Genomic DNA, 22,951 nt, shown 5'->3' with positions numbered 1-22,951 from the left:
GGGAGCTGTCAGCGGGCCAGCCAGGCGGCGGCGCGGCGCTCCAGGCCGCCGAAGGCGTCGCGGATGAAGGGCTCCACCTGCTTCTCCACCTTGCGTCCGACCAGCGGGATCTTCACGGTCAGCGTCCCCGCATAGTGGGCCACCGTGGTGCCGCCGGTGGGGGTCAGCAGCGCGCGGGCCGCCACATCGACGGGCAGACCGGCCACGTCCACGTCCACCGTTCCCGGGACGCTGCCGTCAGCGGCGGGCGGCTGGAACCGGAAGGTCATCTCCAGCGAGATCGTCGCGCCCACGAACTTCGCCAGGCTCTCCGGGACGGGCAGCTTCATCGCGAGAAGGGTCTTCTCCGGCCCCACCTCGACCGTGTGCGACACCGCTCCGGCGTGGGTGGCGACGTCGTCGATGAACTCCTCAGTGCGCATCAGATCGACGACTTTGTCGGGTGTGGTCGCGTAGGTGTGGGTGTAATCGAACTGCATGCTGCCAACCCTACCCATGAGCCCCGCCTGACCCCCGTAAGATGGCGCCCATGAAGATCGACCTCCACACGCACTCGCGGGTCTCCGACGGCACGGACACGCCGACCGGCCTTGTCATGCGGGCCTTCGACGCAGGGCTCGACGTTATCGCGCTCTGCGACCACGACTCCTTCGGCGGCGTCCCGGAGGCGCAGGAGGCGGGCAAGCGCATCGGGGTGAAGGTCATCAGCGGCCTCGAGATGTCCACCGAGTACGCGGGCCGGTCCGTGCACCTGCTCGGCTACGGCTGCGACCCCTACGACCGGGGGCTGGGGGAGGAGCTGGCCCGCATCCGCGTCGGCCGCACCGAGCGCATCCCCGCCATGCTGCAACGGCTGGCCGAGCTCGGCCTGCCCGTCACGGTCGAGGAGCTGCAGGCCGCGGCACACGGCGCCCCCGTCATCGGGCGGCCGCACGTCGCGGACGCGCTCGTGGCGAAGGGCTACGCCGCCGACAGGGACGAGGCGTTCGCCCGCTGGCTGCACGACGGGGGACCGGCTTACGTCAAGCGGTACGCCTGCCCGCTGGAGCGTGCCATCGACCTCGTGCACGACGCGCGCGGCGTGGCGGTGATCGCCCACCCCTGGTCCCGGGGCACCCGTGAGGTGCTGACGGCGCCCTACCTGGAGTCGCTGGTCACGACGCATGGCCTCGAGGGGATCGAGGTCGATCATCCGGACCATGACGAGGACACGAGGTCTCTGCTGTTCGAGATGGGTGCCCGGCTCGGTCTGATCCGCACCGGGTCGAGCGACTACCACGGCACGGGCAAGAAGAACAACCCGCTTGGCGCCAACCTGACGCGACCCTCGGCGTACCGGGACCTGACCTCGCGGATCAGGCGCCGAGGCGGCGTCGTCTGACCCGGACGACGGGCGGTAGGGTAGGGGACGTTTGACAGCCCTCCCACCCGCAAGGCAGGTCCCGTCCATGTCGCTCGAGCCGAACACGCACGATTTCGAAGCCTCCCTGGCGCGCTCCACGCAGCGCAGCCGGGAGATCGAGGCTCAGGTGGCCAAGGACCCCTCGAAGTGGCGCGTGCTGACCGGCGACCGGCCGACGGGACATCTGCACATCGGACACTACTTCGGGTCGCTGCAGAACCGGGTGCGGCTGGCCGGGCTCGGGATCGACACCATGGTGCTGATCGCGGACTACCAGGTCATCACTGACCGCGACGGCGTCGGCCCCGTCAAGGAGCGCGTCTACTCGCTGCTGACCGACTACATCGCGGCCGGTATCGACCCCGAGAAGGTCACGATCTTCACCCACTCGGCCGTCGCGGCCCTCAACCAGCTGATGCTGCCGCTCCTTTCGCTGGTCACCGACGCGGAGCTGCGGCGCAATCCGACCGTCAAGGCCGAGCTGGACGACACGGGGGACCGCCCTATGTCGGGCCTGATGCTCACCTATCCGGTCCACCAGGCCGCAGACATCCTGTTCTGCAAGGCGAACCTCGTGCCCGTCGGCAAGGACCAGCTGCCGCACCTGGAGCAGGCCCGCGTCATCGCCCGACGCTTCGACGAGCGCTACGGCCGCTTCGACCCGGCCGCGCCCGTGTTCCCGGAGCCGGAGGCCCTGCTGAGCGCGTCGGGGACCATCCTCGGCCTGGACGGCACGAAGATGAGCAAGTCGAAGGGCAACACCATCGAGCTGCGGATGACCGCCGACGAGACCGCCAAGCTCATCAAGCGGGCCGTGACGGACTCCGACCGCCACATCACGTTCGATCCGGAGCATCGACCCGAGGTGTCCAACCTCATCAACATCGCCGCGCTGTGCCTCGACCGCGACCCCGTCGAGATCGCCGCGGAGATCGGCGACGGCGGAGGCGGCGGCCTGAAGAAGCTCGTCACGGCCGCCGTCAACGACTACTTCGCGCCGCACCGCGCCCGACGCGCCGAGCTGGAGGCCGACCCGGGCTATCTGCACGACCTGCTCGCGGCCGGCAACGCGAAGGCCAACGAGATCGCGGAGGCGACGCTGCACGAGGTGCGCGTGGCGATGCAGATGGACTACTGACCTGACTTAGGCCAATTAGTGCCCATCGTTCGGGGCCGTCGAGGGCGGTCTATCGGCGCTGATTGATCCGGTCCAGGAGGTCGGTGACGTTGTCGGGGAGGGGGTCTTCAGCGGTGACGGTCTGATCGCCTGCCTGGATGTCGATGGTCCGGTAACGCCGCAGGGTCTTCACGAACTGCTTGATGCTCACCCCGGTCGTGTTCTCGAGCCATCTGGCGACGGCCAGCGCGGCGAACACGATGGTCAGGTGCGCCTCGATGGAGTCGCGCTTGTGGTGGTAGATCGGCCTGGCGCGCAGATCTGACTTGGACATCCGGAACGACTTCTCGACCTGCCAGAGCTGGTGATAGGCGCCGATCACCATCTCCGGCGTCGGGTTCGGAAGGTTGGTGATGTAGCCCTTCCACCCGGCCAGGGTCCGGGCCTTCGCCTCCAACTCCAGGTTGATGGACTTCTTGCCGCCGTCGAGGCGGACGAACCGGTTGCGTTTGACCGCGGTGCGGCCGGCGACGGCGTCGGCGGCTTTGCGGACCTGCTCATCGATCCCGCGCAGGCTCCGCCGGGCCCGATCGGCGCGGTACTGGTAGTAGATCGTCTCCGCCTGCTGCGCCTCCAACGGTCCGCGGGACCACGGCTGCGTCAGGATCATCTGGTCCGTGGGCTGCTGGCCGGGATGTGTCTTCTGCCACTGCTCGAGTTGGTAGAACACCTGCGGGATCCGTTGCCCGACGATGAACCGCAACCCCGCCCCCGCGAGCGCCTTCAGATTGGTGTCGGACAACATCCCCGCATCCGCGACCACGGTCACCTCGGGGAGCCGGTGCGCGGCCATGAACTCCGTGAGCACCGGGATCATCGTGCGGGTTTCGGCCTTGTTCCCTTCGAACGCGTTGACCATCAACGGGAATCCTGTGGCGTCGGCGAGGAGGCCGACGGTGATCTGTGGTTCGAGGCGGCGTTCCTTCGAGAACCCGGACTCCCGGAACCCGTCACCCTCATCGGTCTCGAAATACAGCGTCGTCACGTCGTAGAGCACCAACGTCGCCGGCCCCAGACCGGCATGCTGAGCGAACCCTCCGGCGATCCGGCGGCGCCATTCACCGGTCGAGTAGCCGGCCAGGCGGCGCTCGATCGTGCGATACGACGGGGGCGTGATGCCGATCTCGTCGAGGACCCGGATCGAGTCCAGCTTGCTCGTCGGCTCGATCAACCTGGCCAGGACCAGCTGCTTGAACACCTCATCCCCAGCACACGTCGCTCAAGACCCACGGCCCGGTAGCCGGCCGACAACGCTTCCCACAGGTGTTCCGAGCGTGACGCTTGGATCGTCAACGCCCGTCCACGCGGTCTCCCGTCGCCGAGATCGAGCTCGTCCTGACCGGCCGTCATCCGCTGACGGGCGATGGTCTTGAGGACCTCCAGATCCTCCGGGGTGTGCGCGGAACCGATGTGGTCCATGTCCTTCTTCCCGCGCTTGTTGGACCAGACCACCTGCACGGCGGTCGCGCCGCTGGCGGTCTTGACCGTCCGCACGTAGGGAGACACGCGACCAAGGCTAGAACCAGCACCCGATTAGTGCACACCCCGCGGACACGAACCCCTAGTCAGCCCGTGATCGACCCCGGAATCCAAAGAATGTGGCCTAAGTCGGGCGACGCTGCACGAGGTGCGCGTGGCGATGCAGATGGACTACTGAGGCCCGCCTCAGACGCGAGGGGCGCCCCACCGGCAGGTGGGGCGCCCCTCGTTCGTCGGTGGCGACGCGGTCACTCGGCGGCGGGAGTCTCCGCCGCCGGCTGCGTGCGTGGCACGTCGACGCCGGCGCGCGTGCGGCGGCGACGTCGGGGACGACGCTCGCCGTCGGTGCTGCCGGAGCCCTCGGCAGGGCGGTCGCCCTTGGCCTCGGTGCCGCGGGTGCGGCGGCGGCCACGGCCTGCATCGCCGCCCTCGGTTCGCCGCTCGGTGCGCTCGCGCGCCTTGGGTGCGGTGCCGGGCATGCGGCCCTTGGTGCCCTCCGGGATGTCGAGATCCGTGTAGAGGTGCGGCGACGTCGAGTAGGTCTCGACGGGCTCGGGGATGCCGAGCTTCAGGGCCTCGTTGATCAGCTTCCAGCGGTGTACATCCGACCAGTCGACCAGCGTGACGGCGACGCCCGTGTGGCCGGCGCGGCCCGTGCGCCCGATCCGGTGCACGTAGGTTGCGTCGTTGTCGGGGCACTCGTGGTTGATGACGTGGCTGACGCCGGAGATGTCGATGCCGCGGGCGGCGACGTCCGTGGCGACGAGCACGGAGATCGTCCCGGCGCGGAACTTCTTCAGGGCACGCTCACGCGCCTGCTGATTCAGGTCGCCGTGGATGGAGGCCGCCGGGAAGCCGCGGTCGACCAGGTCGTCGGTCAGTCGCTGCGCCGCGCGCTTGGTCCGGCAGAAGACCATGACCTTGGTGGTCTCGCGTCCCTGGAGGATGCGGCCGATGATCTCGGGCTTGTCGAGGTCGTGCGCCTGGTAGACGAACTGCGTGATGTCCGGGACGGTCATCTGGGCGTCGGCGCCCTCGGCGCGGATGTTGATCGGGTGGTTCAGCGTCGCGCGGGCCAGGGCCAGGATCGGGCCGGGCATGGTGGCGGAGAACATCATCGTCTGGCGGGACGCGGGGGTCTTGCGCAGCAGACGCTCGACGTCCGGCAGGAAGCCCAGGTCGAGCATCTCGTCGGCCTCGTCGAGCACCAGGACCTGGATCTCGCTGAGGTCGAGGGCGCCGCGGTCCGCGAGGTCCAGCAGACGACCCGGGGTACCGACGGCGATGTCGATGCCCGCCTCGAGGGTGCCGAGCTGCTCGTCGTAGCCGGTGCCGCCGTAGATGGTCAGGACCCGCATCCTGAGGTCCTTGCCTGCGACGTCGAGGTCGCGGCCGACCTGCAGCGCGAGCTCACGCGTCGGGCAGACCACCAGTGCGCGGGGCTTGCCGTGGGACGGCTTCACCCCGTCGGACAGCGTGACCATGCGGTGCAGCAGGCTGACGCCGAAGGCCAGCGTCTTGCCGGTGCCGGTGCGCGCCTGCCCGATCAGGTCAGAACCGCCGAGCGCCAGGGGGATGGCGAGGGTCTGGATCATGAACGGGTGGACGATGCCGGCCTCGGCGAGAGCCGAGGTGATGGATTCATGCACTCCAAGGTCGGCGAACGTCTCGTCGACCGGATTCTCGTTGTCGCTCAGGGCTCAACCTCTGTCAGGAGAAGAACTCACGGCGCGCCGGGCGCAGCCGGAGGCAGGCCCATCTGAGGGCCCGCTGCCCGAGAGTCTATCGCAGAGCGCTCAGACGGCGCCGAAACCCACCGCGCGCGCCGTCGGGCTGCCCAGATCGACGTAGCCGATGCGGTCGCCGGGGATGAGGATGCGGCGTCCCTTCTCGTCGACCAGGTCCAGCAGCGTCTTGTCCTCGACGGCCTTGCGCACCAGCTCGGAGACCTCCTCCGGGGTGGCGGTGGACTCCAGCGCGACCTCTCGCGAGAGGTGGGTGATGCCGATCTTGATTTCCATGCTGCTCACTCTAGTCACCATGGAAAAGCGGGCGGGGCGACTCCTCAGGGGTCGATGCGGGCCACGATGACCGTGATGTTGTCGCGGCCGCCGCGCTCGATGGCCCACGCCACCAGAGCCTCGGCCAGCGCGTCGGTCGGCGTACTGGTCGCCGCGGCGCGGGCAAAGAGCGCCGACATGTCGTCGGGCGAGCTTGCGTAGTTCCAGAGCCCGTCGGAGCACAGGAGCAGCCACCCTGGTCCGGCGGGCTGCAGTGTCGTCACGCTGGGGGACGCATTCATCGACTGCCGGCCCAGCCACTTCGTGATGGCGTGGGCCTGGCTGGACTGTTCTGCCTCAGCGCGCGACATGCCGAGCATGATCCGCGCCTGGGCCATCGAGTCGTCGGTGCTGAGCAGCTGACACGACCCGTCCTCGCCGACCCAGTAGGCGCGCGAGTCGCCGACGTTGCCGACGGCGATGGTGTCTCCCGCGACCATCGCGGCGATCAGCGTGCAGGCCGACGGGTCGTCACCCGCGTCGAGGACGGCCTGGTTGGCCTCGGCGAAGGCCTTCATGAACACGACATTGGGCGCGTATCCCCGGTCGTGGCCCTGCGTCATGAACTCGATGGCCGTCTCGGTGGCGACGGCCGATGCCACCTCGGAGCCGTGCGCGGTGGTCACCCCGTCGGCCAGCGCCAGCATCGCGGCGTGGGGTTCGCCCTCACGAACCGCCATGCACAGGGCATCCTGATTTGTGCGGTGCCTGAGCCCCGTGTCGCTGCAGCCGGCGATCCAGGGAGCCGGAAATCTGAGGTAGTGGGAACGCTCCGACCGGCCAGCCTGCTCGTGCATCGGGTTCCCTTCCGTCAGGTCCATGGGCGCATTGTGTCAGGTCGCGAGGGTTGGCAGGGGAGCTGAGGCGTCACCGCGTAGCGCTGCCTGCCACAGATCGCCGTTCCTGGACACCCGGTCGAGCACCTGAGCGGGGGTGATCCTCAGTGGTTGCGTCCGACGGGTGAGGCCGCCGACCTCGTCCCAGGTCAGCGGCGTCGCGACGGAGGGGGTCTCGACGCCCCGCACCGAGTACGGGGAGATCGTGTTGCGCGCGGCCAGGTTCTGGCCGAAATCGACATACACCAGCCCGGCGCGGGCGGCCTTCGCCATGGTCGCGACGAAGGTCTTCGGATGCCGACGCGCCAGCAGCCCGGCCAGGGTGCGCGCCCACGCGTGCACCTCGCTGCAGGGGGTGGGCGCGATCGGCACGCTCAGCTGCAGGCCCTTGTTCCCGGATGACTTCACCAGGGCCTCCAGCCCGAGGTCGGCCAGCGTCGTGGCGGCGAGGATCGCGGCGGTCGCAGAGTCGGCGATCGTCAGCCCCTCGCCAGGGTCGAGGTCGACCATGAGGGTGCGCGTGAGAGGCTCGTCTGCGCCGTCGAGGACGACGCCGTCGGGGCCGAGGGTCGCGTCGCCCGCGCGCCACTGCGGGGTGTGCAGCTCGACGGCGGCGAGGTTGCCGAGCCAGGCCAGCGTCGGGCGGTCCTCGGCGAGCACATAGGGCAGCGGGCCGGACGACGTTGCGACGGGGAGCGTCCGGACCCAGGTGGGGGCGCCGGCCGGCACGTTCTTCTCGTAGAACGACCCTCCGGCGGTGCCCTGCGGGAACCTGACGCGCGTTATCGGACGCCCGGCCAGGTGCGGGAGCAGGACGTCGGCGACCTCGACGTAGTAGGAGATGAGCTCGCCCTTGGTGAAGCCATCGGGGAACATCGGACGTTCCGGGTGGGTCAGGGCCAGCGTCACCCCGTCGAGGCTGGTCGTGATGGTCCCGCTCATGGCTGCCTCCTCCGGTCGCCTCGCTTGGCCAATTGTCGGGGGCGGATGGTTGCATGGTGCCATGAGCTCGCGCATTCTCCCGCACAGACACCTCGAGTCGCCGGAGCTCACGGCGGGGCAGCTGGCCGCGGCCGGGCCGCACGACGGGGTGCGTGTGGTGCTGGGCGGTCCCGGCACAGGCAAGACCACCGTCGCCGCCGCGGCCGCCGCGGCGCGGGTCGCCGCTGGCAGCGACCTCGAGCGCACGGTGGTGCTGGCGGGCTCGAGGCCGGCCGCGCAGACGCTCAGGCGCGACATCACCCGGCAGCTGACGCACGCGCAGACCTCCGCCCAGGTCACCACGGTGCACGGACTTGCGCTGGGCCTGATGCGCCGTTTCCTGCCCCACGGCGAGGCGCCGTGGCTGCTGCTGAGGGCCCCCGAGCAGGAGGCGCGTATCCGTGAGCTGCTGGCCGGCATGAGCCCCACCGCGTGGCCGGAAGGGCTGCGCGCCGCGGTCGGTACCCGGGCCTTCGCCCGCCAGCTGCGCGACGTGCTCGCCCGCACCCGACAGCTCAACCTCGACGCGGAGATCCTCGCCCGCCTCGCCTCCGAGGCCGGCGACGAGGGTTTCGTGGCAGCGGCCGCGTTCATGGAGGAGTACCTCATCGTCGGCGACTTTTCCGGGCATCTGGACTACGCCGAGCTGGTCTACCGCACCCGGCTCCTCCTGCAGGAGCCGCAGGTGGCCGACGCGGTGCGCGCGTCCTTCGACGAGGTGATCGTCGACGACGCGCAGGAACTGGACCCGTCGCAGGGTGCGCTCATCGCCGACGTCGCACGGGCGGGGGTCCCCGTGCTCGCGCTGGGGGACCCGCACCAGTCCATCGGCTGGTACCGCGGGGCGTCGGCCACCGCGCTGCGGGATCTGGCCAGGGCCACCGACGCCGAGGTCCTGACGCTGACGGACGGCTTCCGACTCGGCGAGGAACTGGGCCTGGCGCTGGCCAGCCTCGGCACGCGGCTGGGGGCGCGCGACGCGGCCCCGGCCCCCGGCCCGGCCCGGGCCGGCGGCACCGTCGACGTGCGGGTCTTCGACGACGGCTCTGCCGAGCTGGCCCACGTCGCGGCGGAGCTCCGCGAGGCCGTGACGCGCGGGGGGCTGCAATGGCGGGACCTCGCCGTCGTGACCCGGGCCGGTCGGGCCCAGCTCAGCCTCGTGGCGCGGGAGCTCGTCCGCCTCGGCATCCCGGTGGACGTGTCCGGCGACGAGATCGCGCTGGCGGAGCAGCCAGCGGTCGCGATCCTGCTGCTCGGCCTCGGCGTGGCCGCCCGCGGCGCGACCCCGGGCCAGGAGGAGGCGAGGCAGCTCCTCGCGTCCCCGTTGGCGGGCCTCGACGGCGTCGCGCAGCGGCAGCTCGGCCGCGCGCTGCTGCGGGCCCATCCGGGGCTTGGTACCTCGGCGGCGCTGGTCACCCGGGCACTGGCCGAGCCGGAGCTGCTCGCCGGCGACGAGTCGGAGGCGGCGGGGCGGGTCCGCGACCTCGCCGCGCTGCTCGGCCGCGCGGCGAAGACGCTGTCGGACGGCGCCGAGGTGCAGGTGGCCCTGTGGGAGCTGTGGGACGGCACCGGCTGGCCGGAGCAGCTGCGCGGCCAGGCGCTGCGCGGCAGCCGCCGGGCCGGCGCGGATCTCGACGCCCTCGTCGAGCTGTTCGAGACGGCCGCGCGTGCGGACGACCTCCGCGGGTCCGCCGGGGCCCGGACCTTCCTGGGCGAGGTCTCGGCGCAGGAGATCCCGGCAGACACGGGCCGGGAACTGAGCCCCGAGTCGCGCGGCGTGCGCGTGGTGACAGCCCACCGGACCCGCGGCCTCGAATGGGAGCGGGTCTGGGTCATCGGCGTGCAGGAGGGGCAGTGGCCACGCTCGTCGCGGGGCGGGCTGCTGCTGGACGCGCAACGCGTCACGGCCGACGTACTGGAGCCACCGGACCCGCTGGCGCACCTGCGCTCGGAGCGGCAGCTGTTCCTCGTCGCCTGCTCTCGCGCCCGCAGCGGGCTGAGCGTCAGCGCCGTGCAGGGCATCGACGGGGAGGGCGGCCGTCCCTCGCGTTTCCTCGCCGAGCTCGGCCGCGGCGTGACCCGGGTCCACGGCCGCCCCGACCTGCTCCTGTCGCCCGCATCGCTCGTCGGCGACCTGCGTCGCACGCTCGCCGACGAGGCGGCGTCACCGTCGCTGAGGAGGGCCGCCGCGCTCCGGCTGGCCGACCTCACCCGCGTCACGACGCCCGACGGCGGGCCCGGCTTCCCCGGCGCGCATCCCGCCGCGTGGTGGGCCACGGGCGACCTCACGTCGCAGCCGCCGGCGCTCGACGGGCCCGTCACCATCACCGGCTCGTCGCTCGAGGCGCTGCTCGAGTGCCCGCGGCGCTGGTTCCTGGCCAGGCGGGCGCAGGCGGAAGGCACGCGGCAGTCCAGGGCATCGGTCGGCGACGTCGTGCACCTGATCGCCAGCCAGGCAGGCCGCGAGGGCATGGACGCCGAGGAGATGCACCGGCATCTCGACGAGGTCTGGGGCGCGATCGGCTTCGAGACCGAGTGGCTGTCGGCCACGGAGAAGGTCGAGATCGACGCCGCCATCGACAGGTTCGCCCACTACCAGTCGTCCGGTTCGGAGGAGCTGTTGGCCGTCGAGAAGGAGTTCCGCGTGGGGCTGCGCGTCGCGGACACCGACGTCGCGCTGGTCGGCACGGTCGACCGCCTCGAACGCGACGCCGAGGGCAGGCTCCGGATCGTCGACCTCAAGACGGGCCGGAAGGCCCTGAAACCGGCCGACGTCGCAGACCACGCCCAGCTGGGCGTCTACCAGCTCGCCGCGAGCCTGGGCGCCTTCGACGACGTCGCGCCGGGGGAGCGGCGCGTCGCGCCCCCGGCGTTGGCCTTCCTGCGCTCCGGGGACACCTTCCCCGCGCTGGTCAGCCAGCCCAGCCTCGACGAGGCACCCGCCCTGTCAGGCGAGGAGCTGCAGCAGGGACCGACCTGGGTGCACGACCGCATCGCCAGCGCCGTCGGCGTGCTGCGCTCCGGCGAGTTCCAGGCCGTCGAGTGCGGGGCGTGCCGCTTCTGCCAGTTCACGAAGACCTGCCCCGCCCTCAGGACGGAGACCACCCCATGACCCGGAGCACCCCTCTCGAGACCCCTGCCCAGCTGGTCGACGCCCTGGAGATCCCCTTCTCCGACGAGCAGCTCGCCGCCATCTGTGCGCCGCTCGAGCCGGCCGTGATCATCGCGGGGGCGGGGAGCGGGAAGACGACGGTGATGGCCGCGCGCGTCGTATGGCTCGTCGGCACCGGGCAGGTGCTGCCCGAGGAGGTGCTCGGCCTGACGTTCACCCGCAAGGCCGCCGCCGAGCTGGGCAGTCGTGTCTCGGCCGCGCTGCAACGCGCGGGCGTGCTCGTCGACAAGGAGGGCGAGGGGGCCGAGCTCGTCATGACCTACGACTCCTTCGCGGCCCGGCTCGTCAGCGAGTTCGGCCTGCGCATCGGGCTCGACCGTGACCCGGTGATGGTCACAGGCGCCAGCAGATACCGGCTCGCCGCCCGTGTGGTCGCCAACGCCCCCGGCCCCTTCCACCGCATCAGCCGCCTGAGCCACCACAACATCCCTGAGCGCGTGCTGTCCCTGGACGCCGAGCTGCAGTCTCACCTGGTGGGCGTCGCGGAGCTGCAGGAGTTCTCCGAGCGGGCACGGGCGCGTTTCGAGGCGGCCCCGCTGTGGCGAGGCAAGCCGTACAAGGACGTGGGTGACGCGCTCGCAGCCACCGACGAACGCCTGGAACTCCTCGACCTGGTGGCCGACTACCAGCGTCTCAAGCAGGCGCTGGGAGTCGTGGAGTTCGCGGACCAGCTGCGGGAGGCGGTTCGGCTGGTGGGGCGTGTTCCGGACGTCGGCCGCGAGCTGCGTCACCGGTTCCGGGTCGTGCTGCTGGACGAGTACCAGGACACGTCGTCCGCGCAGGCGATCCTCCTGCGGGACCTCTTCGGAGGCAGCTCCGAGGGGACCGGATTCCCGGTCACCGCCGTCGGCGACCCGTACCAGGCCATCTACGGCTGGCGGGGCGCCGCCGCAGGCAACATCCTCGAGTTCCCCCACCAGTTTCCCCGGGCCGACGGCAGCGCCGCATCGCGCCTGACGCTGAGCGTGAACCGCCGCAGCGGGCAGCGGATCCTCGACGTCGGCAACGCGCTGGCAGCGGGCCTGCATGCCGCCCCCGGCGAGGACGGGGTCTCCCTGATCGCGCCCCCCCGCGCGCAGGCCGGCGAGGTGTGCGCAGCCACGTTCGACACCGCCCCCGACGAGGTCGCCTGGCTGACCGGCCGCATCGTCGCACGGCACGACGAGGGCACCCAGTGGCGGGAGCAGGCGGTGCTCGTGCGGCGCAACGCCACCCTCACCCCGGTCTTCACCGCACTGCGCGACTCGGGGGTGCCGGTGGAGATCGTCGGCCTCGGGGGGCTGCTGACGCTGCCCGAGATCGCGCCCATCGTGTCCACGCTGCGCATCCTCGACGACGTGACGGCCAATCCTGACGTCGCCGCGCTGCTCACCGGCCCGCGCTGGTCCATCGGGCTGGCGGACCTGGAGGCGCTCGGAAGACGGTCCCGTGAGCTGGCGGCCGACGCGGCGGAGGCGCCGTCGCGGGACTTCGACGCTGAGCTCGCCGCGACGGTGACCCAGACGGACCCGGGGGAGAGGCCCTGCCTGCTCGATGCGGTCGCCGACCCGGGCGACACGCCGCTCAGCCCTGAGGCCCGGCGGCGGATCGCCCGCTTCCACGCCGAGATCTCGGGGCTGAGGAGGCACGCCGGTGACCCCGTGGCGGACCTGGTGACCCGCGTCGTGGCCGTCCTCGGCCTCGAGGCTGAGCTGCTGTCGACCGGCAACGCCCTCAATCAGGTCGCGCGGTTCGTCGACGAGGTCGCCACCTACGTGGATGTCGACGGGGACGGGTCGCTCAGCGGACTGCTCGCCTATCTGGACGCCGAGGAGGAGCATGGCGAGGGCCTGATGCAGGCGGTCGTGTCATCCGAGGATTCGGTCAAGCTGATGACGGTGCACCGGGCGAAGGGACTCGAGTGGGACACCGTCTACCTGCCGTCCCTGGCCGACAAGGTCTTCCCCTCGCAGCCGCGGTCGGGCGTGTGGCCGCAGCGGGCCGAGTCGCTGCCCTCGCCGCTGCGGGGAGACGCCGACTCCATCCCACAGCTGGCCGAGTACTCCAAGGCCGGGCTCGCCGAGTTCCGCGTCGCGCTGGCCGCCGAACACCGGCTGTCCGAGGATCGCCTGGCCTACGTGGCCGCCACCCGCGCGAAATCGCTGCTGGTGGGCACCACCCACATCTGGACGCCGGGCACCGTGCGGCCACGCGACGAGTCGCCCTACTTCGCCGTCATCCGCGAGGCAGCCGAGGAACGGGGGCGCTACGAGGACCATGCCACCCGCGGAGCCGACTCCAACCCCATTCCGGCGGAGCCCGTGCGCGCGGCCTGGCCGGAGGAGCTCAGCCCGGAGCTGCTTGCGGTGCGCCGCGACGCCGCGGGCCTGGTGGCCGCGGCGGCCGCACTACCGGCGACGCGCGAGGAGCGCGAGGCCTGGGTGTGGCGCTCGGGCATCGTCGATGCCGCCGACGCGGAGAAGGTCGCAGCCTGGGACGACACGGCCCGGCACCTGACCGCTCTGCTGCAGGAGCGCGGCCAGCGCCGGATCGAGCTGCCCGACGGGCTGTCGGCCACCGCCCTGATGGCGCTGCGCAGCGACCCGGACGAGTTCGTCGACTCGCTGTTGAGAAGGATGCCACGGCGCCCGTCGACCGCGGCCCGGGTCGGCACCCGCTTCCACGCGTGGCTCCAGGAGCGGTTCGAGCTGCCCGCATCCCTCGAGGAGCTGGTGCCAGACAACGCCCCTGCCCCGACGGGACTGCGGAGGCTCATCGAGGCCTTCGAGCAGGGGCGGTTCGCCGACCGGGTGCCGATCGGCGTCGAGGTGCCGTTCCTGATGCACCGCTCCGGGGTGGTGCTGCGCGGCAGGATCGACGCGGTCTACGACGGCGCCGCAGAGGGGTACTCCTATCTCGTGATCGACTGGAAGACCTCCGGGGCGGAGGCCGACCCCCTGCAGCTCGCCGTCTACCGGCAGGCCTGGGCCGAGGCCCGCGGCGTCGACCCCTCTCAGGTGGGTGCGGGGTTCTACCATGTGGCACAGGACCGGCTGCGCCTCATCGACGCCCCTGCCAGCCTGATCGACGCCGCCATCGCAGCGGGAGTGCAGACGTGACCCAGTGGACAGACCCCTCGACGCTCGACCGGATGCCGCTGGAGCGCGGCGAGGCGGACCTGGACGAGGCCTGGCGCGGGGCGCTGGTGCTGAGGGTCGATCCGGAGGGGCGCATCGCCGCCGCCGACGGCATCCCCGAGCCGCTGGCCGCGCCGGGCCGGCGTCGGCCGTCCGACATCCTGCTGGGTCGCGCCCGCGACCACGTGTGGTTCGCCCGACCCGTCGATCGGATCGTCGGCGGGTCCATCGGGTGGAGGCAGGCGGCGGCCGCGGACCAGGATGTCCTGGCGTCGGCCGTGGCGCTGGGCCGTTGGCACGGCAGCGCGCCCGCCTGTGAGCGGTGCGGCGCCGCCACCAGGTCCCACCAGGCCGGCGCCAGCCGACGATGCACGCACTGCGGGGAACTCGCCTTCGCGCGCACGGACCCCTGCATCATCATCGCCATCACGGACGCGGACGACCGGCTGCTGCTCGCGCACAACGTGGCGTGGGAGGCGAGCCGGGTGTCCATCGTCGCGGGCTTCATCGAGGCGGGGGAGTCCGCTGAGCAGGCCTGCTTCCGCGAGGCGCAGGAGGAGGTCGGCATCACGCTCGACTCGGTGCGCTACATCAGTTCGCAGCCGTGGCCGCTGCCCCGCTCGCTGATGCTGGGGTTCGTCGGGCGCACCGTCGACTCCCGGATAACGGTCGACGGCGACGAGATCGCCACCGGTGCCTTCTACACCAGGGAGGAGCTCGTCGCCGCCGTCGAATCGGATGAAGTTGTCCTGCCTCAGCGGGCCTCGATCGCTCGCTCGCTGATCGAGCAGTGGCTCAGCGGTCGCTGAGCCTGCTGGTCTCGTCCTGGATCCGCGCCGCCACCTCCACGAGCTTCTCGCGGTGCGCGGCAGCGTGGTGAGCGCAGAAGAGCAGCTCGCCGCCAGAACGTAGGAAGACACGAAGGTAGGCCTGGGCGCCGCATCGGTCACAACGATCGATAGCGGTCAGAGTAGGATCCGCAGCTAGTTCGGTCATGGTCGCCTCCCATCGGTGTTGTTGTCACAGTGTGCAACGAATGCCGGTCACGGTTTGTTCCCGTCTTGCTCCGCGACCAGTCTCCGCTGGACTGAGCCCCGATCCTAGCGCCGCGCCCAAGGGCTTCGGTGCGCGACGCGGGGAGCCACGGTAATCTGGCGCGGTGCAGACCCCGACCGCCAGGCAGACCCACTCGCGCGACTATGAGGCCAAGAATCTCCTGGTCCTCGAAGGACTCGAGGCCGTGCGTAAGCGCCCGGCCATGTACATCGGTTCGACGGACACCCGGGGCCTCATGCACTGCCTCTGGGAGATCATCGACAACGCGGTCGACGAGGCGCTGTCGGGGTTCGGCACCCGCATCGCGGTCGCGCTCAACCACGACGGTTCGATCACCGTCGTCGACAAGGCACGCGGCATCCCGGTGGACACCGAGCCGCGCACCGGGCTGAGCGGCGTGGAGGTGGTCTTCACCAAGCTGCACGCCGGAGGCAAGTTCGGGAACTCGTCCTACAACGCCACCGGCGGCCTGCACGGCGTGGGCGCCTCCGTGGTCAACGCGCTCAGCTCGCGGCTCGACGTCGAGGTCGACAGGGACGGCGCCACCTGGGCGATGAGTTTCCGCCGCGGCACCCCCGGCATCTTCGACGGCGACGGCCCGGACGCCCCCTTCACCCCCGGCGGCGGGCTGCGGAAGGTGGGCCGCGTCCGCAGCAGGGCGGTAACCGGAACCCGGGTCACCTACTGGCCGGACCGGCAGATCTTCCTCACCGATGCGCAGCTGTCGGTGACGCAGCTGCACGACCGGGCCCGCCAGACGTCGTTCCTGGTCCCCGGCCTCGAGATCGAGGTGACGGACGCGAGAGGCGACGGCCCGGCCACCGAGTCCTTCCTGCACGAGGGGGGCATCGGCGAGTTCGCGGACTTCCTCGCAGCTGACGCGCCCCTGACAGACATCATCAGGCTGCAGGGCACCGACTCGTTCGTCGAGACCGTGCCCATGCTCGACGACGCCGGGGCCATGACCGCCACCGACGTCGAGCGCCAGCTCGAGGTCGACATCGCGGTGCGATGGGGCACCGGCTACGACACCGTCCTGCGCAGCTTCGTCAACATCATCGCCACACCCAAGGGCGGCACGCATGTGACCGGCTTCGAGCGTGGCCTGACGAAGGCCATCGTGAAGTCCTTCGAGGGCACCCGCGGCCTGCTCAAGGCCGGCGAGGAGGTCATCAAGGAGGACTGCCTCGAGGGCATCACGGCCGTGGTGACGGTCCGGCTGGCCGAGCCCCAGTTCGAGGGCCAGACGAAGGAGGTGCTGGGCACGCCACCCGTCCGCGGGCTCGTCGCCCGCATCGTCGAGGCCGAGCTGACTGCGTTCATGAACGCCCCGAAGACGAAGGCGGTGGCCCGGCAGCTGCAGGAGAAGGTCGTCGGTGCGGCGCGCACCCGCGTGCAGGCCCGCAACCACAAGGAGAACCAGCGCCGAAAGAACGCGCTGGAGAGCTCCACGCTGCCCCCGAAGCTCAAGGACTGCCGCTCGAACAACGTCGACCTGACCGAACTGTTCATCGTCGAGGGCGACTCCGCACTCGGGACGGCCAACGTCGCACGGGACTCCGAGCACCAGGCGCTGCTGCCCATCCGCGGCAAGATCCTCAACGTGCAGAAGGCCTCCGTCGGCGACATGTTGAAGAACGCCGAGTGCGCCGCGATCATCCAGGTCGTCGGCGCCGGGTCCGGCCGAACATTCGACGTGGACAACGCGCGCTACGGCAAGATCATCTTCATGGCCGACGCCGACTCCGACGGCGCCCACATCCGGTGCCTGCTTGCCACCCTGTTCTTCCGCTACATGCGGCCGATGGTGGAGGCCGGGCGCGTCTACTCCGCCGTCCCGCCGCTGCACCGCTTCGAGCTGACGAACCCACGCAAGGGTCAGGAGAAGTACATCTACACGTACTCGGACGCCGAGTACCAGCGCAAGCTGGCCGAGCTGACCAAGCGCGGCACCAAGTTCAAGGAGCCGCAGCGCTACAAGGGCCTCGGCGAGATGGACGCGCACCAGCTGGCCGACACCACGATGAGCCCGAAGCACCGCACGCTCAGGCGCCTCACCGTCGATGACGCGCTCGCGGCGGAGAGGGTGTTCGAGATGCTGATGGGCAACGACGTCGCACCCCGCAAGGAGTTCATCATCGAGGGCGCCTACCAGCTGGACTCCGAGCGGATCGACGCCTGAGCACCGACGCTCCGTCAGCCCACAGGCCCCCGGCACTCGTCCAGACGAGTGCCGGGGGCCTCTGGTGGTCGTGGTGGTCGCCGGTCAGTCCTCGACGAGGATCACCGACAGGTGGCGGGGGCCGTGGACACCCTCGACACGGCTGAGCTCGATGTCCGAGGTCGCCGAACCGCCGGAGAGCCAGGTCACCGGGCTGCCGGCCCGGATGGCCGGTGCCAGGCGGGCGATGCCTTCGGGCACGTCGCTGACGACCTGGTCGGCCCGGATCACGCAGATGTGCCGGTCCGGCAGCAGAGACAGGGCGCGGCGGCCCTGGCCGACGCCATGGTCGAGCGCGATCGTGCCGGAGTCGGCCATGCCGACGGCCGTGGTCGTCAGCACGGCGTCGATGGTGTTGAGCTGGGCGTGCGTGAGCTGCGGCTCGTCGCCGTGTGTCACGATGCCTGCCGCCTCGACCGCAGCGATCCACTCGGCGGGCAGCCCGGCGGGGAGCACGACGCTCGTCGTGTCGAGGGCCTGCATGGCCTCCACGATGGTGGCGGGCACCGCGTCGGCCTTCACCCGACGCACGGCCGCCTTGTAGTCCTCGACCTTCTCGACGAAGTCCTCGAGCACGTCGGGCGTGGTCAGGGGCTGGCCATAGGCCCAGTCGACGGGCACGTCCTTGACCGGGTCCTTCTCGGTCACGTCGGCGGTGGCCCGGCGGACCCGGGCCAGCACCTCATCGCGGGCGCTCATCGCTGCCCTCCTTCGCGGTTCTTCTTCCACCACTGGCGGAAGTTCTGGGTGGGCAGCGGCTCCAGGTCGCGGCCCTTCAACCATTCCTTGGCGATCGGGATCGGGCCCATGGGGCCCAGCCACTTGCCGCGGAAGACGCGGCCTCCGATGCGCTCGCCCGCCTGGACGGTCGCCAGGTGGCTGCCCTCGGCCATCACCCAGCCGGCGCCCTTCATGATCCCCTGCTCGACCGTGGGGTGCTTGGCCGTCTTGTACTCGACGACCTTGTGGCGCAGGTGCACGAGGATGTCGGTGAACGGGATCCGCACGGGGCACACCTCGTTGCAGGCACCGCACAGCGACGACGCGAAGGGGAGCGCGCGGTCGCGCTCGTCCTCCATACCGCGCAGCTGCGGGCCGAGGATCGCGCCGATCGGGCCGGGATACGGGTTGCCGTAGGCGTGGCCGCCGACACGCTCGTACACCGGGCAGATGTTGAGGCACGCGGAGCAACGGATGCAGCGCAGCGCGGCGCGGCCCTCGGGGTCGCTCAGCACATTGCTGCGGCCGTTGTCGAGCAGGATCACATGCAGATCCTGAGGGCCGTCGCCCTCCGTGACGCCCGTCCACAGGGAGGTGTACGGGTTCATCCGCTCGCCGGTCGAGCTGCGGGGCAGCAGCTTGAGGAAGACCTCCAGGTCCTCCAGGGTGGGCACGAGCTTCTCGATGCCGACGACCGAGACGAGAGTCTCGGGCAGCGTCAGGCACATGCGGCCGTTGCCCTCGGACTCGACGATCACCAGCGTGCCGGTCTCGGCGACGATGAAGTTGCCGCCGGAGACGGCCATCTTCGCGCGGAGGAACTTCTCGCGGAGGTGGACGCGGGCAGCGGCGGCGAGCTCCTCCGGGTTGTTCGAGATGCCCTCTGGGGCGGGGGTGCCGTACAGGCCCATCTCGCGGGTGAAGATGTCCTGCACCTCGTCGCGGTTGCGGTGGATCGCGGGGACGAGGATATGGCTCGGCAGGTCGTGGCCCAGCTGGACGATCAGCTCGGCCAGGTCGGTCTCCCAGGCCGCGATGCCCTCGGCCTCGAGGGCCTCGTTGAGGTCGATCTCCTGCGTGACCATCGACTTGATCTTGACGACCTCGTCGACGCCCTTCGCCTTGGCGATCTCGGCGACGATCTGGTTGGCGTCGGCGGCGTCGCGGGCCCAGTGGACCGTGATGCCGGCCTTCGTCATGGCCTCCTCGGCCTGCACGAGGTACTCGTCCAGGTGCCGGCCGACGCGGTCCTTGATCTGGGCGCCCGCGGTGCGGAGCTCCTCCCAGTTGGGGACCTCGGAGGCGCGCACGACGCGCTTGGCCCGGATGGTGGTCGTGGCGTGCCGCAGGTTCCTGCGCTGCGTCTCGTTGGCGAGCTCGCCGGGGGCGGCCTTGGGGAAGGCCGGGATGCCGAGCCAGGAGCCGGGCTCCGGCGTGCGGCGGGTGGGTGTGGCGGTCATCGCGCGTCCTCCTTCGTGGCTGCCAGGATCTCGACCAGGTGGATCGGCGTGATGTGCTGGCCGTTGCGGTGGGCCACGCCGCCGATGTTCATCAGGCAGGCGTGGTCGCCGCCGGTGATGTACTCGGCGCCGGTGGACACGGCGTTGTTGGCCTTGTCCGTGGCCATCGCGATGGAGACGTCCGAGTTCTTGACCGAGAAGGTGCCGCCGAACCCGCAGCAGGACCTGGCGTCGGGGAGGTCGACCAGCTCGATCCCCTCGACCGCGCTCAGCAGCCGCTCGGGCCGGTCACCCACGCGGGTGATGCGCAGGCCGTGGCACGAGGGGTGGTAGGTCACCTTGTGTGGGAAGTAGGCGCCTACGTCGGTGACGCCGAGCACGTCGACGATGAACTCGGTGAGCTCGTACGTGCGCGCCGCGACGGCGCCGGCCTCCTTCTCGAGGCCGGCGTCGCCGGCGTGGCGGGCCAGCATCGTGTGCTGGTCCCGCACGGACCCCACACAGGAGCCCGAGGGGGCGACGATGTAGTCGTACTCGCCGAAGGACTCGACGAAGTTACGCACCGTCGGGACCGCCTCGTCGAAGTAGCCCGTGTTCGTCATGATCTGACCGCAGCAGGTCTGCTTCGCGGGGTACTCCACCCGGCAGCCGAGCCGCTCGAGCAGCTTGACCGTCGCGATGGGCACGCTCGGCTTGACGGTGTCGGTGATGCAGGTGGCGAACAGGGCCACCTTGGCTCCGGTGAGGGGTGCCATGGTTTATTCCTTTACTTGACTCAACGGACCGGGAGCATCCAGGAGAGCACCGGGGTGGACTGCAGTCCGATCAGGATGCACAGCACCAGGAGCAGCCCGAGGCTCCAGAGGACGACCTTGCGGAACAGCAGCGACTCGGCGCCGACCAGGCCGACGGCGGAGCAGGCGATGGCCAGGTTCTGCGGGGAGATCATCTTGCCGACCACGCCGCCCGAGGTGTTGGCGGCCACGAGCAGGTACTCGTCGACGCCGATCTTGTTGGCCGTGGTCTGCTGCAGGGTGGCGAACAGCGCGTTCGCGGAGGTGTCCGAGCCCGTGACCGCGGTGCCGATCCAGCCGAGGATCGGCGAGAGGAACGCGAATGCGGCGCCGATGCCGGCGACCCAGTAGCCGATGGTGGTGGTCTGCCCGGACAGGTTCATCACGTAGGCCAGGGCGAGCACCGAGGCGATGGTGAGTGCCGACCAGCGCATCTTGTGCATGACGGCCCACAGCTCGCCGACCATGTTCTTGAAGGAGACGCGGTAGATGATGCCTACCAGGATGGCCGTGATGACCAGCAGGGTGCCGGGGCTCGACAGCCAGCCGAAGGTGTAGATCGCCGAGGTCGACGGCTCGCCGTCCTTCAGGAGGTTGCCGTAGAGGCCGGGCCAGTGGATCTTGAGGTCGGTGCTGGCGAGGAAGGCCTTCACGGGGCCGACGAGCTTGGCGACGGTGAAGATCAGGATGACCAGCAGGTAGGGGACCAGGGCCATGAAGATACGACCAGTGGTGAGGGCGCCCGCGGGGGCGTGTCCCACGTGCGCGGGCTCGACAGCGTCGGCGACCTTGGAGTTCTCCCGCTCCACCGCCATGCGCTGCAGCGCCTCGGCGCCGCCCTGCGGCTTCCAGAAGCGGAGGAATACGACGCCGACGGCCAGCGCGGTCAGGGAGGCGACGATGTCGGTCAGCTCGGTGGAGAAGTAGGTGGCCGACAGCCACTGGGCGATCGCGAAGGAGACGCCGATCACGACGGCGGCGGGCCAGGTCTGCTTCAGGCCCTTCTTGCCGTCGGCGAGCAGCACGAGCAGGCAGGGGACGAACAGCGCGAGCACCGGGGACTGGTGGCCGACGTAGGCGCCGATGGTGTGGTAGTCGAGGCCGGTCAGACCGCCGGCGGTGATGATCGGGGTGCCGACGGCGCCGAAGGCGACGGGGGCGGTGTTGGCCAGCAGGACGACCATGGCGGCGCGGACGGGGGAGAAGCCGATCGACATCAGCATGACGCCGGTGATGGCGACGGGTGCGCCGAAGCCGGCCAGGGCCTCCATCAGGCCGCCGAAGCAGAAGGCGATCAGGATCGCGAGGATGCGCGGATCATCGGAGATGAGCCCGAAGGTGGCTCGCAGATCCTCGAAGCGGCCGCTGACGACGGTCACCTGGTACAGCCAGATGGCGGTCAGCACGATCCAGGTGATGGGGAACAGGCCGTAGACGGCGCCCTCTGCGCCCGACAGGAGTGCGAGACCCACGGGCATGTTGAAAGCGGCCACGGCCACGATGATTGCGGTCAGCAGCGATGCGAGGCCGGCCCAGTGGGCCTTCCACTTCAGGCCGCCGAGGGTGAGGAACATCACCACGAGTGGCAGGAGCGCCACCAGTGCCGACAGCGCCAGGCTCCCGAGAGGCGCTAGTTCAGGTTGGTACATGTAAGGACTCCGTTGTCGAAACGTCAGTTCGCCGGCCGTCGTTGGCCTGCCGCACCAAGATAACAGGCGACTTCCATCTGGTCAGACCAACCCCGACATAATGTTCCAAATCTCCCGGATTGCCGTCACAATGAGTCATATGACAGTGAGTGTCGGCGGTTTTGATTCCGCCCTTGACTATCTGACGGGTGAGATCCTGGAGGGCAACGTGGCCCCGGGGGAGCGTCTCCCCAACGAGCGTGAACTCGCTTTGCAGCTCGGTGCGAGCCGGTCCGCGGTGCGCGAGGCGATCAAGGTTCTGCAGGCTCAGGGCGTAGTCACGTCCCAGACGGGGCCGCGAGGGGGCACGCGGGTGGCAACGGGCCAGGGCGTCGCGCTCGCTCGCGTGCTGCGCCTCCACGTCGCTCTGGGGGCCATCTCGTTCGACGAGGTGACGTCGACGCGCGTGGTTCTCGAGCGGGCCGCGGCCGAGGCGGCGGCCCACTCCATTGACGACGACGGCGTCAGATTACTGCAGGGGATTGTTGCGGAAATGCAATCCACGGAAGGCGTCGAGGAGTTCAATGAGCTCGACACCCGCTTCCATGTCACCATCGCGCTCCTTGGCGCGAACCGCCTTGTCCGCGACCTGACCATCGCGATCCGGGAGGCGGTGGCGGCACGCATCCTCGAGGGGGAACGCGAGAGCGACTGGGAGCCTCTGCGGACCCGCCTCAACGAGGAACATGCCGGCATCCTCGAGGCGCTGAGGATGCGGGACGGCCGACTGGCGACCGAGCGCTGTGAGGCCCACATCCGCGGGGCTCACCGGGCGATCTTCGGCTGAGC

General features: G+C 70.5%; 17 protein-coding genes and 1 pseudogene. 7 read left to right on the top strand and 11 right to left on the bottom strand.

Annotated elements, in window-relative coordinates; all coding sequences use genetic code 11:
- Positions 1-8: 8 nt before the first annotated feature.
- On the bottom strand, positions 9-479 hold the full coding sequence (locus tag KDB89_RS07850) for a DUF2505 domain-containing protein (RefSeq protein ID WP_219079913.1): 471 nt from the start codon (positions 477-479) through the stop codon (positions 9-11).
- A gap of 50 nt (positions 480-529) precedes the next feature.
- Between KDB89_RS07850 and KDB89_RS07845 the strand changes: the two genes are divergently transcribed.
- Together KDB89_RS07845 and trpS are read left to right on the top strand one after the other, a co-directional pair.
- On the top strand, positions 530-1,381 hold the full coding sequence (locus KDB89_RS07845) for a PHP domain-containing protein (RefSeq protein WP_219079911.1): 852 nt from the start codon (positions 530-532) through the stop codon (positions 1,379-1,381).
- A 67-nt stretch (positions 1,382-1,448) separates the two neighbouring features.
- Positions 1,449-2,540, top strand: coding sequence for a tryptophan--tRNA ligase (gene trpS / locus KDB89_RS07840; RefSeq protein ID WP_219079909.1), 1,092 nt, complete (start codon positions 1,449-1,451; stop codon positions 2,538-2,540).
- Positions 2,541-2,589: 49 nt separating this feature from the next.
- Here trpS and KDB89_RS07835 read toward each other — a convergent pair.
- The 5 genes and pseudogenes from KDB89_RS07835 to ligD all read right to left on the bottom strand — a co-directional run bounded on the left by KDB89_RS07835 (position 2,590) and on the right by ligD (position 7,896).
- A pseudogene (locus KDB89_RS07835) lies at positions 2,590-4,073 on the bottom strand (IS1634 family transposase).
- A 233-nt stretch (positions 4,074-4,306) separates the two neighbouring features.
- Entirely contained in the window at positions 4,307-5,653 is a 1,347-nt protein-coding gene (locus KDB89_RS07830) for a DEAD/DEAH box helicase (protein ID WP_219084251.1), read from the bottom strand.
- A gap of 201 nt (positions 5,654-5,854) precedes the next feature.
- Complete coding sequence (locus tag KDB89_RS07825) at positions 5,855-6,079, bottom strand: DUF3107 domain-containing protein (protein WP_219079907.1); 225 nt, start codon at positions 6,077-6,079, stop codon at positions 5,855-5,857.
- Positions 6,080-6,123: 44 nt separating this feature from the next.
- Complete coding sequence (locus tag KDB89_RS07820; protein ID WP_255556427.1) at positions 6,124-6,915, bottom strand: PP2C family protein-serine/threonine phosphatase; 792 nt, start codon at positions 6,913-6,915, stop codon at positions 6,124-6,126.
- Between the two features lie 36 nt (positions 6,916-6,951).
- Positions 6,952-7,896, bottom strand: coding sequence for a non-homologous end-joining DNA ligase (gene ligD / locus KDB89_RS07815; protein WP_219079903.1), 945 nt, complete (start codon positions 7,894-7,896; stop codon positions 6,952-6,954).
- Positions 7,897-7,957: 61 nt separating this feature from the next.
- Here ligD and KDB89_RS07810 point away from each other — a divergent pair, with 61 nt between their 5' ends.
- Genes KDB89_RS07810 through nudC form a run of 3 tightly spaced genes read left to right on the top strand, consistent with a single transcriptional unit; the run spans position 7,958 to position 15,032 of the window.
- The gene (locus KDB89_RS07810; RefSeq protein WP_219079901.1) at positions 7,958-11,047 is read left to right on the top strand and encodes an ATP-dependent DNA helicase; all 3,090 of its coding nucleotides are present in this window, start codon (positions 7,958-7,960) and stop codon (positions 11,045-11,047) included.
- Positions 11,044-14,205: an ATP-dependent helicase gene (locus tag KDB89_RS07805; protein WP_219079899.1), complete on the top strand. Its 3,162-nt coding sequence runs from the start codon at positions 11,044-11,046 to the stop codon at positions 14,203-14,205. The genes KDB89_RS07810 and KDB89_RS07805 overlap by 4 nt, the downstream gene beginning before the upstream one ends.
- Entirely contained in the window at positions 14,202-15,032 is an 831-nt protein-coding gene (nudC, locus tag KDB89_RS07800) for an NAD(+) diphosphatase (RefSeq protein WP_219079897.1), read from the top strand. Before KDB89_RS07805 ends, nudC begins: the two co-directional genes overlap by 4 nt.
- Here the strand turns inward: nudC and KDB89_RS07795 are convergent.
- Positions 15,019-15,219: a DUF7455 domain-containing protein gene (locus KDB89_RS07795; protein WP_219079895.1), complete on the bottom strand. Its 201-nt coding sequence runs from the start codon at positions 15,217-15,219 to the stop codon at positions 15,019-15,021. The two genes, nudC and KDB89_RS07795, sit on opposite strands and share 14 nt — an antisense overlap.
- 163 nt (positions 15,220-15,382) lie before the next feature.
- On the opposite strand from KDB89_RS07795, the gene KDB89_RS07790 reads away from it, so the two are divergent.
- Positions 15,383-17,461 carry a DNA gyrase/topoisomerase IV subunit B gene (locus KDB89_RS07790; RefSeq protein WP_219079893.1) on the top strand — a complete coding sequence of 693 codons (2,079 nt, stop codon included), beginning with the start codon at positions 15,383-15,385 and terminating at the stop codon, positions 17,459-17,461.
- An 84-nt stretch (positions 17,462-17,545) separates the two neighbouring features.
- Here the strand turns inward: KDB89_RS07790 and KDB89_RS07785 are convergent, their stop codons facing one another.
- From KDB89_RS07785 to KDB89_RS07770, 4 genes are read right to left on the bottom strand one after another with little or no spacing between them, the layout of a single operon-like run.
- The gene (locus KDB89_RS07785; RefSeq protein WP_219079891.1) at positions 17,546-18,199 is read right to left on the bottom strand and encodes a LutC/YkgG family protein; all 654 of its coding nucleotides are present in this window, start codon (positions 18,197-18,199) and stop codon (positions 17,546-17,548) included.
- Complete coding sequence (locus KDB89_RS07780) at positions 18,196-19,680, bottom strand: LutB/LldF family L-lactate oxidation iron-sulfur protein (RefSeq protein WP_219079889.1); 1,485 nt, start codon at positions 19,678-19,680, stop codon at positions 18,196-18,198. Before KDB89_RS07780 ends, KDB89_RS07785 begins: the two co-directional genes overlap by 4 nt.
- On the bottom strand, positions 19,677-20,435 hold the full coding sequence (locus tag KDB89_RS07775) for a (Fe-S)-binding protein (RefSeq protein ID WP_219079887.1): 759 nt from the start codon (positions 20,433-20,435) through the stop codon (positions 19,677-19,679). Before KDB89_RS07775 ends, KDB89_RS07780 begins: the two co-directional genes overlap by 4 nt.
- Before the next feature lie 20 nt (positions 20,436-20,455).
- Positions 20,456-22,123, bottom strand: a complete 1,668-nt coding sequence (locus tag KDB89_RS07770; RefSeq protein ID WP_219079884.1) for an L-lactate permease — start codon at positions 22,121-22,123, stop codon at positions 20,456-20,458.
- Between the two features lie 145 nt (positions 22,124-22,268).
- Between KDB89_RS07770 and KDB89_RS07765 the strand changes: the two genes are divergently transcribed.
- Positions 22,269-22,949 carry a FadR/GntR family transcriptional regulator gene (locus KDB89_RS07765; protein WP_219079882.1) on the top strand — a complete coding sequence of 227 codons (681 nt, stop codon included), beginning with the start codon at positions 22,269-22,271 and terminating at the stop codon, positions 22,947-22,949.
- Positions 22,950-22,951: the final 2 nt, after the last annotated feature.

Source organism: Tessaracoccus palaemonis, assembly GCF_019316905.1.
GTDB lineage: Bacteria > Actinomycetota > Actinomycetes > Propionibacteriales > Propionibacteriaceae > Arachnia > Arachnia palaemonis.
Note: the sequence above shows the minus strand (reverse complement) of the source record. Positions and strands in the feature narration are given on the sequence as shown.